10 protein-coding genes and 1 riboswitch are annotated in these 15020 nt (G+C 67.2%); of the genes, 2 read left to right on the plus strand and 8 right to left on the minus strand.

The features are described from left to right. Window positions 1-86 precede the first annotated feature (86 nt). On the minus strand, window positions 87-992 hold the full coding sequence (locus G7Y85_RS13800) for an ROK family protein (protein ID WP_166258150.1): 906 nt from the start codon (window positions 990-992) through the stop codon (window positions 87-89). A 279-nt stretch (window positions 993-1271) separates the two neighbouring features. Between G7Y85_RS13800 and G7Y85_RS13805 the strand changes: the two genes are divergently transcribed. Together G7Y85_RS13805 and G7Y85_RS13810 are read left to right on the plus strand one after the other, a co-directional pair. After that, window positions 1272-3473 carry a TonB-dependent receptor gene (locus G7Y85_RS13805; protein ID WP_166258153.1) on the plus strand — a complete coding sequence of 734 codons (2202 nt, stop codon included), beginning with the start codon at window positions 1272-1274 and terminating at the stop codon, window positions 3471-3473. After that, a complete protein-coding gene (locus tag G7Y85_RS13810; protein ID WP_166258156.1) occupies window positions 3473-4774 on the plus strand; it encodes an MFS transporter in 1302 nt (433 codons plus the stop codon). Before G7Y85_RS13805 ends, G7Y85_RS13810 begins: the two co-directional genes overlap by 1 nt. A gap of 128 nt (window positions 4775-4902) precedes the next feature. On the opposite strand, the gene atzF is transcribed toward G7Y85_RS13810, so the two are convergent. The 7 genes from atzF to G7Y85_RS13845 are packed head-to-tail and all read right to left on the minus strand — an operon-like array spanning window position 4903 to window position 14515. Further along, entirely contained in the window at window positions 4903-6711 is a 1809-nt protein-coding gene (atzF, locus tag G7Y85_RS13815) for an allophanate hydrolase (protein ID WP_166258159.1), read from the minus strand. A 1-nt stretch (window position 6712) separates the two neighbouring features. Next, complete coding sequence (gene uca, locus G7Y85_RS13820) at window positions 6713-10246, minus strand: urea carboxylase (protein WP_166258162.1); 3534 nt, start codon at window positions 10244-10246, stop codon at window positions 6713-6715. Window positions 10247-10248: 2 nt separating this feature from the next. Then, entirely contained in the window at window positions 10249-10890 is a 642-nt protein-coding gene (locus G7Y85_RS13825; RefSeq protein ID WP_166258165.1) for an urea amidolyase associated protein UAAP2, read from the minus strand. Further along, entirely contained in the window at window positions 10887-11735 is an 849-nt protein-coding gene (locus G7Y85_RS13830) for an urea amidolyase associated protein UAAP1 (protein ID WP_166258168.1), read from the minus strand. Before G7Y85_RS13830 ends, G7Y85_RS13825 begins: the two co-directional genes overlap by 4 nt. A gap of 32 nt (window positions 11736-11767) precedes the next feature. Then, entirely contained in the window at window positions 11768-12595 is an 828-nt protein-coding gene (locus G7Y85_RS13835) for an ABC transporter ATP-binding protein (protein WP_166258171.1), read from the minus strand. Next, window positions 12592-13413, minus strand: a complete 822-nt coding sequence (locus G7Y85_RS13840; protein WP_166258174.1) for an ABC transporter permease — start codon at window positions 13411-13413, stop codon at window positions 12592-12594. Before G7Y85_RS13840 ends, G7Y85_RS13835 begins: the two co-directional genes overlap by 4 nt. Window positions 13414-13441: 28 nt before the next feature. After that, window positions 13442-14515 carry a putative urea ABC transporter substrate-binding protein gene (locus G7Y85_RS13845; RefSeq protein WP_206675578.1) on the minus strand — a complete coding sequence of 358 codons (1074 nt, stop codon included), beginning with the start codon at window positions 14513-14515 and terminating at the stop codon, window positions 13442-13444. A gap of 95 nt (window positions 14516-14610) precedes the next feature. Further along, window positions 14611-14717, minus strand: a riboswitch (guanidine-I (ykkC/yxkD leader). Window positions 14718-15020 lie beyond the last annotated feature (303 nt).

The following is a 15020-nucleotide window of genomic DNA, read 5'->3' on the forward strand; positions in this document are numbered from 1 at the left end:
TTTATCTGCATGACGGCCGATTGTGCCCTTGTGTCAGGAGCGGTGCTGTCACATCCGCGACACCGCCGGCGGCTGCCGAGCCCGCTTCAGCCAGCCTCCGGCCACAACCAGGCCGCGCCACGCACACCACTCGCGTCGCCGAACTGCGCCTGCACGAGTCGCGTGCGGATTTCGTCGGAAAAGATCCAGGGCTTCCACAGTTCCGGCACCGTGCGGTACAGGCGTCGCAGGGTGGAGATGCCGCCGCCGAGCACGACGACCTGCGGATCGAGCACGTTGACGATGTGCGCCAGCGCCCGCGCCAGTCGCTGCTCGTAGCGCTGCAGGCTGGCTTGCGCGGCGGGCTTGCCGTCGTCGGCGGCGAACACGATCTGCTCGCCACGAAGGGCTTCGCCGGTGCTGCGCCGATGATCGGCGGCAAAGCCGGTCCCGGAAATCCAGGTTTCGATGCAGCCATGACGGCCGCAGTAGCACGCCGGCCCCGGAGCCTCTCCTGCTTGCGGCCAGGGCAGCGGATTGTGTCCCCACTCGCCGGCGATGCCATTGGCGCCGTTGAGAAGCTCCCCGCGCACGACGATGCCGCCACCGACGCCGGTGCCGAGGATGGCAGCAAACACCGTGTCGGCGCCGGCCGCGGCGCCGTCGCGGGCTTCGGACAGCGCCAGGCAATCCGCATCGTTGGCGAGGCGCACACGCGCGCCAAGCCGATGCTCGAGATCGGCGAGCAGCGGCCTGCCGTTGAGACAGGTCGAACTGCTGTTCTTGATCAGGCCGCTGGCTTTCGACAGCGCGCCAGGCGACCCGACACCGATCGGCAGATCGAGCGCCGCCGCCGCGGCCTCGAGCCTTCGCACCAGCCCGCAAACGGCGTCCAGCGTCGCCTCGTAATCCCCGGCCGGCGTCGCGATCCGCTGACGCGCGACGATGCGCGAGCCGTCCGCCATGACCACACCTTCGATCTTGGTGCCGCCGAGGTCGATGCCGATTCTCATGTTCCTCCTGCTCGCTGCAAGCCCGCACCGGACGGCGCGACCTCTGCCGCAGACCCATCCGTGGCGCTGAAAGTAGCCGATTTGCGGGTCCCGGTCGCGGATCGCGCCACGGTTGCCGCCACGCGATTGCACGGCGGGACACGGCGACATGACCGTCTGACCGCCCGGCGATGTCGTTCGTCCGCCGGCCTTGCCGTACCAGACGGCAACTGATATAAAAGAAAACACAACGTATTACTATACATAGCAAATTCATAACGAATTGCACGAGGAGAGCAGATGAACAAGCAGTATCTTTCGGCTGTTGCGTTGGGCGCTTCGCTGATGGTCTCGCTGTCGGCCTCGGCCGCCACGCAGCCGGAGTCGGTTGCAGCGGCCGATGGCGCGGCAACGGCGGATGCAGGCGCCGCCACAGCCGCGGCGACTGATGCTCCGGCGAGCGACGCTTCGGCGCCGGCCGACGACGCGATCGAGACCGTCGTGGTCACCGCGCGCAAGCGTGCCGAGCGGCTGCAGGACGTGCCGGTCGCCGTCACCGCGATCAGCGGCGAAGCCCTCGAAGAACAGCACATCACGCAGGCCAAGGACATTGCGGCACTGACGCCCGGCCTCAACATCACGTCCGACTCGGTATCGCGTTCGTTCGTCGACATTCGCGGTGTCGGCACGACCCTGATCGACACCGTTCAGCCGGGCGTCGGCATCTTCCTCGACGGCGTCTACCAGCCGAACACCTCGTACCTGAATACGCCGCTGCTCGACGTCGACCGTATCGAAGTGCTGCGCGGGCCGCAGGGCACGCTGTTCGGGCAGAACACCCTGGGTGGCGCGATCAACATCATCACCCGGCAGCCGACCGATCAGCTCAGCGGCAAACTGACGGGCTCGCTCGCCGGGCCCGATGACTATCGACAGCTCGCCGGCAGCATCAGCGGCGCGCTCGTGCCGGGCGTGCTGCGCGGCCGGCTCGGCGCCGCGTACCAGCATCAGGACGGCTTTCTCGACAACACGCTTGCCGGTGGCGACGCCAATCCGCTCGATCAGAAGGCGGTGAACGGCGCGCTGATCTACGAGCCGATCGCCGACGCGCGCTTCACGCTCAGTGGCTACTACAACCGCGTGTTCGGCGGCTCGACGCCGTATGCCGATGTCACCGGTCCCACCGACTACAGCGACAAGGTCACGACCAACGAAAACAGCCTGACCACGCTGCGCTACAGCGGCGGCAACCTCAAGAGCGAATTCGAACTCGCGCCGATCGCCAGCAAGCTGACGGTCCTGACCGCCTACGACGTGCGCAGCGGTGAGGGCCACGGCGACGGCGACTATGGTCCGTACGACGTTTACCGCGTCTCCAGGGCCGACACCCGCTTCCACACCACGACCGGCGAGCTGCGCCTCGACACGCACTACGCGGAAAACCTTTCATCGCTGTTCGGCGTGTTCGCCGACCGCAACATCTACGGCATCGATGGCGAACTCGATGTCGTGACCGGCCCCGGCACCAGCGTGCCGGTGCCTTCGCAGGCACGCATCGAAACCGGCGTCTACGCCCTGTACGGCACGATGTTCTGGAACCCGACGCAGACCACCGAGCTGACCGCCGGCCTGCGCTATGACCATCAGCATGTCGTCGCCAGCGGCGACAGCACCGGGCAGATCAAGGCCTCGGAGCTCGAACCGCGCCTGACATTCAAGAAGAACTGGACCCCGGACACGATGAGCTACGCCTCGGTTTCGCGCGGCTTTCGTGGCGGCGGCGTCAACCCGCCGGGCTCGCCGAATCCGACCTACCAGGGCGATTCGGTCTGGACCTACGAACTGGGCTCGAAACTGTCGCTGCTCGATCGCCACCTGAACCTCGACGTCGCCGCGTTCTACAACGACTACCGTCATTTCATCGGCCAGAACGCGCTGGCGCCGAGCACGCTCGGCGCAGGCTTCGTCGCGGTCAATCTCAACACGGGCACAGTGCACAGCCCCGGTATCGAAGCGCAGTTGCAGGGCGTCATCAACCCGCACTGGACGGTCAATGGCGGTCTCACCTATCTGCACTCGCGCATCAGCGACGCCTCCGAGTACGAAGACACGACCGGCAAGCAGATCCCGTCCGACCGCATCCTGTTCCTGCCGGACTGGAGTGCGTTCGCCGGTACCCGCTACAGCCTCGACCTGCTCGGCGACAAGCTGATCTTCGATGTCAACGCGACCTACAAGGGCGCGCGCAACGGCTCGACCTCGGACCCGAACTCGGTGCCACGCCTGAAGGACTACACCCTGCTGAACGGCGCGATCACCTGGCGCGCGGCAAACTGGGAAGTCGCGCTCTGGGGCAGCAACCTGACCGACGAAAAGTATTTCTCGTCCTACATCGACCGCTCGATACTCGAACAGGCCGGGCTGGTCGGTCCGCTGTCGACCGACGTCGGCATCATCGGTGACGGCCGCCGTGTCGGCATTCGCGTCGGCACCTACTTTTGATGCCGGCGTCGATCACGACCGGCAAGGACACGGTGCCGGCAGCGCGTTCGTCGCTGCCGGCCCTGCTGCTGCTCGGTAGCGCGATCGCCTGCAGCGCGGCGACCCAGGGCGTCTTCGGCCCGCTGCAGGAAGCCGCCAAGCTCGATCTCGGGCTCAGCGATTTCCAGATCAGCCTGGTCCAGGGTCTGGCGGCGTCGCTGCCGGTAGCGGTGCTGTCGATTCCGCTCGGGCGGATGACCGATCGCGGCAAGCGCGTGCGCCTGCTGGCGGCGATGGCGGTGTGCTGGACGCTGGGCACCCTGATGACCGCGTTCGCACAGGGTTTCGCGATGCTGTTCGCCGCGCGTACGCTCGCCGCCGTCGGCATGATGTGCGCCTTGCCGGTCGCCATTTCGATCGCCGCCGATCTCAGCGTCCCCGAAAGGCGCGGGCGCTCGCTGCTGCTGCTCTCGGTGGCGCGCATGGTCGGCGTTGCACTTTCGTTTGCGCTCGGCGGTTCGCTGCTCGGGCGCATCGCCGCACAGCCGCCGGCGCTGATCGCAGCGCTCGCGCCATGGCGCGGCGTGCACCTGATCTTCGGCATCGCCAGCGCCCTGCTCGCCATACCCCTGCTGTGGCTGCGCGAACCCGCCCGGCACGAACTCGAAGGCATCGTCAGCCCGTCGTTCCGGGAGGCGATGCATGCGATCTGGCAGCGCCGCGCCCTGCTGGCGCCGCTGTTTCTCGGTCAGGTCACCGTCGTCATGGCAGACGCCTCCGCCGGCATCTGGGCCTCGCCGGTGCTGATCCGCGACTACGGCCTGCAGCCCGCCGACTTCGGCGCCTGGATGGGCCTGATCGTGCTGTTGTCCGGCCTGGTCGGATCGATCATCGGCGGCGTGCTGGCAGAGCTTGGACAGAAGGGCCGCATTCCGGGCGGGCTGCTCGGCGGCGCCGTGCTGGCGTCGCTGCTGACGATTCCCGCGGCATTCTTCCCGGTCATGCCGACGGTCGGCGGTTTTGCCGCGATGCTGACCGTGCTGGTGCTCGGCGGCGCCGTCGCCGGCCTGATCACGGCGACGGCACTCGCGGTGCTGTTGCCGAACGAATTGCGCGGCGTCTGCCTCGGCGCCTTCGTCGTCGTCGGCGCCGTGTTCGGCTTCGGTGTCGCACCGACGGTGGTAACGCTGGTCAGCGATCTGTTCGGTGGCGAAGCGCACATCCGCGACGGTCTCACCGTCGTCACGCTGGTCACCAGCGTCGTCGCCAGCATCGGCTTCCTGGTCGCCACGCGCGCCGGGCGCAAACCGGAAAACGGCTAGCGCGCTTTCCGCTCGCCACCGTCCACCGTAACGGGGGCGGTGGCGATGGCTGGCGCTGTCGCGTCGATGCCGGTCCATGGCGGGCCTTCGGGCCGAGAGCACTGCGGATCGCGGCGCTTCCAGTCCGACTACGTCTGGATGCCGGCGATGTAGGCCCGCCAGCCGCCGAGCGCGGTGATCTCCTGCGCGCCGCTCACGGCGTGAGCTTCGCACAGAAAGCCGCTGACCTCGCTGCCGTCTTCGAGCCTGAGCTTGCCGATGCCGAGCGGCGACGGAATGCGGGACACGAACCGACCGAAGGCCGCGGCCGGCAAGGACCAGAGCTCCACATCGATCCCCGGTCCGTCGAACCCGGGCGCCTGCACCAGACCCGGCTTCTTCGGCGTGGTGTCCGGTAGCACGTAAAAGCGGTAGTGCGCCGCCGTGCGTGCGCGCCGCAACAGGCTGCCGCCGGGCTCGGTGAGTTCGCGATTGAGCGGCATGCCGCTGAGGTGGGCACCGACGACGGCAATCACGATGCGCTCGTCGGCCGGTACCGCGATCGGCGCGGAGGGCTCCGCAATCGCCGCGGATCGGTCGACGCCCAGACCGCACTGCGTGGCACGATGCAGACGCTCGCCAAGCGCCGCGAGCGCGTCGTCATGGAACGCCGGCGCGATCAGCGACACGCCGAACGGCAGTCCGTCGTCACGAAAGCCCGCCGGCACGGCGAGCGCGCAATAGTCGAGCAGATTGACGAAATTGGTGTACAGCCCGAGACGCGAGTTGAGCCGGATCGGATCGGCCTGCATCTGCTCGACGCTGTAGAGCGTCGGCGCCGTCGGCAGCAGCATCAGATCGAAGTCGGCCCAGGCCTTTTCCGCCTGCCGGCGCAGCGCCGCCAGTGCATTGAAGTCGGCAAACAGCTCGGCAGCGCTGACGCCCTGCGCACCGCCGATGATGCCGCGCACGACCGGGTCCATCGTGTCGGCATGCTGTTCGACGAAGGCGCGCAATGGCTCCAGCCGTTCGGCGACGAAGCCGCCGGCGTACAGCAGCGCAGCGGCGTCGCGGAACGGTCGGTAGTCGAATTCGACGGCCATGCCGCCGAGCGCCGTCAGCCGCGCTATCGCATCCGCATACCGTTGCGCCGACTGTGCGTCGGCAAAGAACTCGCGCTCGGACGGTTTCAGAATCGCGAAGCGGAAGCCGGACGTCGGCAGACGCTGTTGCGGCGCGGTGCGTGCGTAGGGGTCGCGCGCATCGTCGCCCTGCGCGATGCGCCGGACGCGATCGGCGTCGGCCGTGCAGGCTGCAAACACGGTCACGCAATCCAGACTCCGGCAGGCTGGCACGACACCGTGTGTCGGCAACAGGCCGCGTGTCGGCTTGATGCCGATCAGGTTGTTGAAGGCGGCCGGCACGCGTCCGGAGCCGGCGGTGTCGGTGCCCAGCGAAAAACACACCTGTCCCGAAGCCACCGCCACCGCGGAGCCGGAGCTGGAACCGCCGGAGATGTAGCGCGCATCGAACACGCTGCGCGGCGCGCCGTAAGGCGAGCGTGTGCCGTTCAGACCCGTCGCGAACTGATCGAGATTGGTCTTGCCGATCAGCAAGGCGCCCGCCGCGCGCAGGCGCGCCACGACCGCGGCGTCGTCCGGCGGGCGATAGGCGAACGCGGGACAAGCCGCGGTGGTGTCGAGGCCGGCGCAGTCGATGTTGTCCTTGACCGCGAACGGAATGCCCCAGAGCGGCTGATCGGCGCCCGGCGCGGCACCGCGCATCAGGTCCTGCGCCGCATCGCGCAGCGCAGCGTCCGGCACGCGGCTGATCCACACGGCCGGATCGGTGCCTGCGGTGATCCGGCGCAGGATCTCGTCGACCAGTTGCAGTGGCGTCAGGCTGCCGTCGCGGTAACGCGCCTGCAGCTCGTCGATCGTCAATATGCGCGGCAGCATCTCAGGCATCCTCCAGCACCGCGATGACCTGTCCGGACTGCACGGTGCGCCCCGGCTGGCAGCGCAGTTCGCGTATCCGGCCCGCAGCCGGCGCGCGGACTTCCATTTCCATCTTCATCGATTCGACCACCACGAGCACCTGGCCGCGCTCGACGCTGGCGCCTTCGGCGACCTCGATCTTCCAGACATTGCCGGTGACCTGCGCATTCACCGCGCTGCAGCCGCTCGGAATATCGTCGCCGCCGATATCGGCAGCGACATCGTCGACACTGAAGCTGTCGAGGCCGCGCAGCTTCCAGTCGGTACGCTCCGCCTCGAAGGCCGCCTGCTGGCGCTGCTTGAATGCATGGATGTCCGCGGCATTGGCATCGAGGAAGCGCACGTACTCGGCGTACGAAAAGCTCGTGTCCTCGATCTTCAGCGGATAACGTCCGTGCGGAAACGCGGCGCGCGCCTCTTCGAGTTCGGCGTCGCTGACTTCGAAAAAGCGGATCTGATCGAAACAGCGCAACAGCCACGGCTGTGCGAAGGCCGGCGTCCGCCGCCAGCGATTCCACATCTGGATGGTGCGGCCGAACAGCTGATAGCCGCCCGGTCCTTCCATGCCGTAGACGCAGAGATAGGCGCCGCCGATACCGACGGCGTTCTCCGGCGTCCAGGTCCGCGCCGGGTTGTACTTGGTGGTGACGAGGCGATGCCGCGGATCGACCGGTGTCGCAACCGGCGCGCCGAGATAGACATCGCCGAGACCCATCACCAGGTAGCGCGCGTCGAACACGATGCGATGCACATCGTCGACCGAGTCGAGCCCGTTGATGCGGCGGATGAACTCGATGTTGTCCGGGCACCAGGGCGCGTTCGGCCGCACCAGCTCCTGATACTTGCGCATCGCCAGGCGAATCTGCGGATCGTTCCACGACAGCGGCAGATGCACGATGCGGCTCGGCAGACTGACGTCTTCGGCGCGCGGCAGTGTGTGCTCGATCGCGGCCAGCACATCGAGCAGCTGTCGAGGCTGCAGGACGCGACTGTCGAAGTGAATCTGCAGCGAGCGGATGCCGGCGGTGAGATCGATGATGCCCGGCAGCTTCGCGGCTTCGATCGCCGTCGACAGCAGATGCACGCGCAGGCGCAGGGCCAGATCGAGCACCATCGGTCCGTATTCGACCAGCAGATTGTCGTCGCCGCAGCGGCGATAGACGACCGGCACCGGCCCGTCGTCGGTGCGCGCCAGAATCGGCGAACCGGGCTCGGCGATGCGCCTCGCCGCAGTCGGCGCCACGGTCGGCGCGCCGGCCGGAACGAAGCGGATCTTGTCACCGGGCTTGAGCTGGCCGGTCTTCCAGAGATCGTCGCGCGCGATCACGGCCGGGCAGACGAAGCCGCCGAGGCTGGGGCCATCCGGCCCGAGGATGATCGGAGTGTCGCCGGTGAAATCGATGGCACCGATCGCGTAGGCATTGTCATGAATGTTGGACGGGTGCAGACCGGCTTCCCCGCCATCGCTGCGCGCCCACTGCGGGCGCGGGCCCTTCAGGCGCACGCCGGTACGCGCGCTGTTGAAGTGCACTTCGTACTCGGCGCCGTAAAGCGCCTCGATGTCGGCGTCGGTGAAGAAATCCGGTGCACCGTGCGGACCGTAGTGCACGGCGATCGTCCAGTCGCGGCTCAGCACCGGCCGCTCCTGGTCCGGTAAGGGCTGCGGCGCCGATGCCGGCGTGGCGGCGCTGTCGATATGCAGGCTGTCGCCGGCCTTGAGCACGCCGGTTGCATGGCCGCCGAAACCGCCGAGGCCGAAGGTCGCCGCCGACCCCAGATAGGACGCGACATCGAGTCCGCCACGCAGCGCCAGGTAGCAGCGCTGGCCGGCGCCTTCGATCGCGCCGAGCGCCAGCACCTGCCCGGCACGAACCGGCACCGGCATGTAGAACGGAATCGCGACCTCGTCCAGGGTCGCGTGCATCGCCGCACCGCTCAATGCGATCAGGGCATCGCAGCAAAAGCGCAAGGTCGGTCCGATCATCGTGCACTCGAGCGCCGCGGCGCCCTCGCGATTGCCGACGATGCGATTGGCGAGACGGAACGAACGATCGTCCATCGGCCCCGACGGCGGAATGCCCACGCTCCAGTAACCCAGCCGCCCCGGCCAGTCCTGCACGCTGGTCTGCGCGCCTGCGGCGATCACCTCGACGACATTCGGCCGGTAGACGAAGTCCTTGAGCACGCGCGTCGCAACCCTGCCGCTTCGGAATGCATCGGAATCGAGGACCGCGCGCAGATAGCGGAGATTGGTTTCGATGCCGCGGACCGTGGTGGACTGCAGGGCCTGTGCGAGATTGGCGATCGCCGCGTCGCGGTGCTCGCCACGCGCGATGATCTTGGCCAGCATCGGATCGTAGTGGGACGACACTTCGGTGCCGGTTTCGACCCAGCCGTCGACGCGCACACCCTCGGCGAATCCCACCTCGGTCAACAGGCCGGTGGACGGACGGAAATCCTGCTGCGGATTTTCGGCGTAGAGACGGACCTCGACGGACGCCCCTTGCGGCTGCAGCGTTGCCTGCGCCGGCAGCGACAATTCACCGGCGGCCTGGCGGATCATCCACTCGACCAGGTCGATGCCGAACACCATCTCGGTGACCGGGTGCTCGACCTGCAGGCGCGTATTGACCTCGAGGAAGTAGAAGTCCTCGCGAGCCACGTCGTAGATGAATTCGACGGTGCCTGCCGATTCGTACTGCACTGCGGCGCCGAGCGCGCGGGCGGCGGCGTGCAGGCGTGCGCGCAGCGCGTCCGACAATCCCGGCGCGGGCGTTTCCTCGACGACCTTCTGGTTGCGCCGCTGCAGCGAGCAATCGCGCTCGCCCAGCGACACGACCCGGCCACGACCGTCGCCGAAGATCTGCACTTCGATGTGCCGTGCCGTATCGATGCAGCGTTCGAGATAGACACGGGCATCGCCGAAGCTGGCAGTGGCCATGCGCTGCACGGCTGCGAAGCGCGCACGCAACTCGTCCGCGTCGTGGCACAGCTGCATGCCGATGCCGCCGCCGCCGGCCGTGCTCTTGAGCATCACCGGGTACGTGATGCGCTGCGCCTCGTGCACGGCCTGTTCGACGTCGTCGAGCAGGCCGCTGCCCGGCAGCAGCGGCACGCCGCTTTTCCGCGCGATCTCGCGCGCGGTGTGCTTGAGGCCGAACTCGCGCAGATGTTCGGGCCGCGGACCGATGAAGCGAATGCCGTGCGCCGCGAGCTTCTCGGCAAAGTCGGCGTTCTCGCTGAGAAAACCGTAGCCGGGATGCACGGCTTCGGCACCCGTGCGCAGGCAGGCGTCGATGATGGCGTCGATCTTCAGGTAGCTCTCGCGCGCTGGCGCTGGCCCGAGACGGATCGCCTCGTCGGCCGCCAGCACCGGTGCCGAATGGCGATCGACATCCGAATACACGGCGACCGGGGACAAGCCCATGCGGCGCACCGTGCGCACCACGCGCGCCGCAATCTCGCCGCGATTGGCGATCAGTATTTTCCGGAACATGCTCAATCCCCGAAGATCAGCACGCGCACCGGCGTGGGATTGAAGCCGTTGCAGGGATTGTTGACCTGCGGGCAGTTGGAGATCACGCACAGCACATCCATCGCCGCACGCATCTCGACATAGTCACCAGGCCTGGAGACGCCGTCGACGATCGCCAGCCGACCGTCCGGCTCCACCGGCACGTTCATGAAGAAATTGATGTTGGCAACGATGTCGCGCTTGCTCATGCCGTGCCGCGACACCTCCAGCAGGAAGTTTTCGCGGCAGGCGTGCATGTAGCGGGTCTGGTGACCGAAACGCACGGTGTTGCTTTCGCAGGAACAGGCCCCGGCCGAGGTGTCGTGCGCACCGCCGGTGTTGGCGATCACGCTCAGCATCTCGCGGCCCTCGTTCGACAGCAGGCGCGTGCCCGTCACGACATAGGCCGAGCCCTGTGCGCGCAGCGTGTCCTGGGCACTGTAGCGTTCGCTGAAATCGTCGGCGCGATAGAACAGCGTATCGACTGCCTGCTGGCCTTCGACATCGACGATGCGCAGCACCTGACCGCGCTGCACCAGCCCCGACCACGGCGCGCGCGCGGCAATGGTGACGTCGACGAGTGCGGTTGCGGCGTCGCGCTGCACGCCCGAATTTTCGGCCTTCATGGCGTCTCCCGGCGAAACAGCGGATCGGTGTTTTCAAAACCGCGGCCCGCTTCGGCGGTCAGCGTGCGGCAGAGATCGTCGGCCGCCGGCGGCGCGCCCCGCCAGACGATGGCGTCGATCGCCGCGGGTGCGTAGCGCGCAGCCGGGGCCAGCGGGTGCGGGCAGTTCGAGATCGCCAGCAGCAGATTCATCTCGGCGCGCAGATCGACGAAGTCGCCATGCTGCAGCACGCCGTCGTTCCAGACGAAATGTCCCTGCGCATCGGTACCGACCGGCGAGAAGAAGCTGATACATGGCGCCAGATCGCGGCGGCTCAGGCCGTGCTTGCCCGCCGCCAGCATCAGGTTGTCGCGGCTGTTGCGCAGGCCCGGCACGCCGTACCGGTCGAGATTGGATGCCGCCGTGCTCGGACCGACGAGCGTGTCGTGACGACCGCAGCTGTCTTCGGTGATCGAAGCCAGCACACGCCCCATGTCGGAGAACAGCACGCGCCCCTTGCGCAGCTCCGCCGTCCACTGCAGCTTGACGGTGTCACCGGCGTTGTAACGCTCGGCGGTGTCGTCACCGTTCCAGATCATCACCGCGACGCCGGGCGTTGCCTGCGGATTGCACAGGCGCAGCACCTGACCTCGCGCGACACGCAAGGCGCAGTACCAGCCACCCGGTATCGATTCGCGCTGGAGAATGCGGTCCGCCGCGATCGGCGCGCCGCCGCGCGGGCTCGCCGCCGGCAAGGGGCGCTGCGAGCCCTGCCCCGCCGCCTTGAGCTGCAGATAGCGGCTTCGATTTTTCTCGACATCGTGGTCGCCGGGCGCGAGCGCGTCGACTGAGCTTGTTTCAGTCATGGACATGAGGACTCCGGAGACGCGGGCGCGTCTCAGTGCGTGGGCGTCGGGTCGTCCCGACCTGGGGTTTCCACTGCGATCGGGTCGTCCCGATCCGAGTCATTTGCCGCAATACCGTCATCGCCAGGCCCCGGCACATGGCGGCGATGGACGGCGATGTTCTGGCTGATGGTGGCCCCGTAGCGCTGCGCCTCGGTCGGCAGCTTGCGCAGGCGATCGAAGACGACGACGCGCGTGCCGAGCAGAAACGCTTCGCGCAGATCGTGCGTCACCATGACGATGGTCACGCCCGTCTCTTTCCACAGCTTGCGCATCAGCACGTGGATTTCGCCGCGGATGCCCGGGTCCAGCGCGCCGAAGGGCTCGTCGAGCAAGAGCACGCGCGGCTGGCGGATCAGCGCCTGTGCCAGTGCCAGACGCTGCTGCATGCCGCCGGACAGCTGCGCCGGATATTTGTGCAACGAATCGCCGAGACCGACTTCGCTCAAAAGCGCGTGGGCGCGCTCGACCAGCGCACGCCGCCGCCTGCCGAAACTGCGGCCGAGCAAGGGCGAGCTCTGCAGTTCCGGCCCGAGCAGGACATTGCCGAGCACGGTCAGATGCGGGAACACCGAATAGCGCTGGAACACGACGCCGCGATCCGGCCCCGGCTCGTCCGGCATCGGCTTGCCGTCCAGCAGGATGCTGCCGCGTGCCGGACGCTCCTGGCCGAGCAGCAGACGCAGGAAGCTGGTCTTGCCGCAGCCCGAAGGGCCGACGATGGCGATGAACGCGCCGGCATCGATCTCCAGGTTGACGCGCTCCAGCACGACCTGGGAGCCGTACTCGATCCAGACATTGCGAATGCTCAGGGCACTCATGCCTTGGGCTCCGCGCCGTGCGCCCAGGGAAATGCCCGCCGCGACAGCTGCGCCAGCGCCAGATCCATCAGGAACGCGAGCAGCGTGATCCAGGCGACGTACGGCAGGATCGTGTCCATCGCCAGATAGCGACGCAACAGGAAGATGCGATAACCGAGCCCGCTGTCGGCCGAGATCGCCTCGGCCGATATCAGGAACAGGAACGCCGGGCCGAGCGCGAGACGCAACGAGGCGATCAGGCGCGGCAGTGCCTGCGGCAGCGCCACGCGTATCAGCACCTGCCAGGTCGAAGCACCCAGCGACTGCGCCTTGACCAGCTGTTCGCGCGGCAGGCTGCCGACCGTGAACACCAGATCGCGCATCAGGCAGGGCGCCACACCGACGATGATCAGCACCACCTTCGACAGCTCGCCGAGACCGAAGACGATGAACAGGATGGGCAGGATCGCCATCGGCGGAATCATCGACATGACCGCCGTCATCGGCGCGAACATCGCGTTGCCGATCGGCAGCAGGCCGATCAGCAGGCCGAGCACGAGCGCGAGCGCGGTGGCGATCGACAGGCCGATCGCCAGCCGCTCGAGACTGGCGCCGGTATCCGACCAGAACAGGTACTCGCCCGTGCGCTTGTCTTCCTCGAAGGCGACGCGGTGAATCGCGCTGCTCATCTCGCCGAACGGCGGCAGCACCTTGTCGCTCGGATTCTCCGCGCGACGCTGTGCCGACCCCACGACATACACCATCACGATCAGCGCAAACGGCAGCAACGCCAGCAGCCATCGGGCGCGGCCCGGCTGCATGTTCATCACGCGACGCATGGATCTCCCCGGCCTCGGTGAGTGGGCGCTAGAGCTTGCCGTCCGCCGCCATCTTCATGTAGGTGGCGTCGAAGCGCAGCTTGATGTTCTTCGTGTCGCCGAGCGTCGCCGTGCCCGGAAAGGCGATGCCGACCACGTCCTTGTTGCCGACGTTCTGCCCGAGCAGGCCGTGATCGAAGGAGAAGCTGCGCACCAGGTCCATGGTCTGCACGAGCTTGGGATCGGTCGTGAAGCTGACCGCTTCGGCCGGCGTGTAGAACAGCTTGGTGGTCTTGAGCTGGCCTTCGAAACTGGCGAGCGACGAACCCGACAGCTTGGCCATCGCCTCACGCGCCGCCTTGCCCTTGACCGGGTCCTGCATCAGCTTGAGCGTGTCGAACCAGATACCGACCAGCGCCTTGCCCAGCGCGGGATTCTGCTGCAGGGTCTTGGTGTTGACCGCGAGCGTATCGATGATCTCGCCCGGAATCTTGCTCGAATCGAACACCATGTGGGCCGTCGGTTCGCTGTTGATCTCCGACAGCTGCGGGTTCCAGGTCACCAGCGCGGTGGTGTCCTCGGCCTTGTAGGCGGAGACGATGTCGGCATCCGACGTGTTGACGGTCTTGATGTCCTTCTCGGCCAGGCCGACCGACGACAGCGCGCGCGCCAGCAGATAGTGCGACACCGAGAACTCGACGAGGTTGACGTTCTGGCCCTTGATGTCGGTCAGGCTCTTGGCGTTCTTCAGGATCACGCCGTCATTGCCGTTGGAATAGTCGCCGACGATCAGCGCCGTGGTGTCGACACCGCCAGCGGCGGGAATCGTCAACGCGTCCATGTTGGTGACGGTCACACCGTCGAACTTGCCGGCGGTGTACTGGTTGATCGATTCGACGTAGTCGTTGATCTGGGTGATGTTGATCTTGATGCCGTACTTGTCGCCCCACTTCTTGACGATGCCGGCCTGCTCCGCATACGGCCACGGCATCCAGCCGACATAGATCGACCAGGCAACATTGAATTCCTTCCTGGGGGCGGCCTGCGCCGGCAGACAGAACGCTGCGCTGCACACGGCGGCGGCGAGCAGGAGCCTGGACAGAGACGACATTGAACGCTTCATTTTCAACCCTCGCGATTCCATAAAAACTAGACGTCGGAGGATTGGCGAGACACGGGCACAGACACGCTCGAACCTTGCCAATCCGGCTGGTCGAGGTCTCCCGGGCTTTTATCCCGCCGTGCTCCGGATCTTCATCCGGACGGCAGCTCTCGGACCGAACACTTCGCCGGACGACGAAGCTGGAACCCTAGCCACCAACTCAGCATGAAACGGAGCAAAGCGCGTGCCAGCGGTCCGGCCCTTTGTACAAGGCGGTTTGCGTGGCCATCGGCCACGCCGCGGGCGAATCGACGGGTGTCGCGCCGCCAAATTGGTGCGCACGGATCGGCGCAGCGCACGAACTTCGTGCAGCCCGGCGGGCGCGGCGATGCCGCGCACGGCGAGTTCCGGCCCGCGTCCGCCCCGGCATGAATGACAATCGTGGCCGGGCGCTGCGCCCATCATCGCCGGGCGCAACGCGCGCCATAATGGGCCGGCCCCGGACATCGGGGTATCGCGTGGCATC

Origin of the sequence: Solimonas terrae (genome assembly GCF_011067135.1) — a bacterium.
Lineage (GTDB): Bacteria > Pseudomonadota > Gammaproteobacteria > Nevskiales > Nevskiaceae > Solimonas > Solimonas terrae.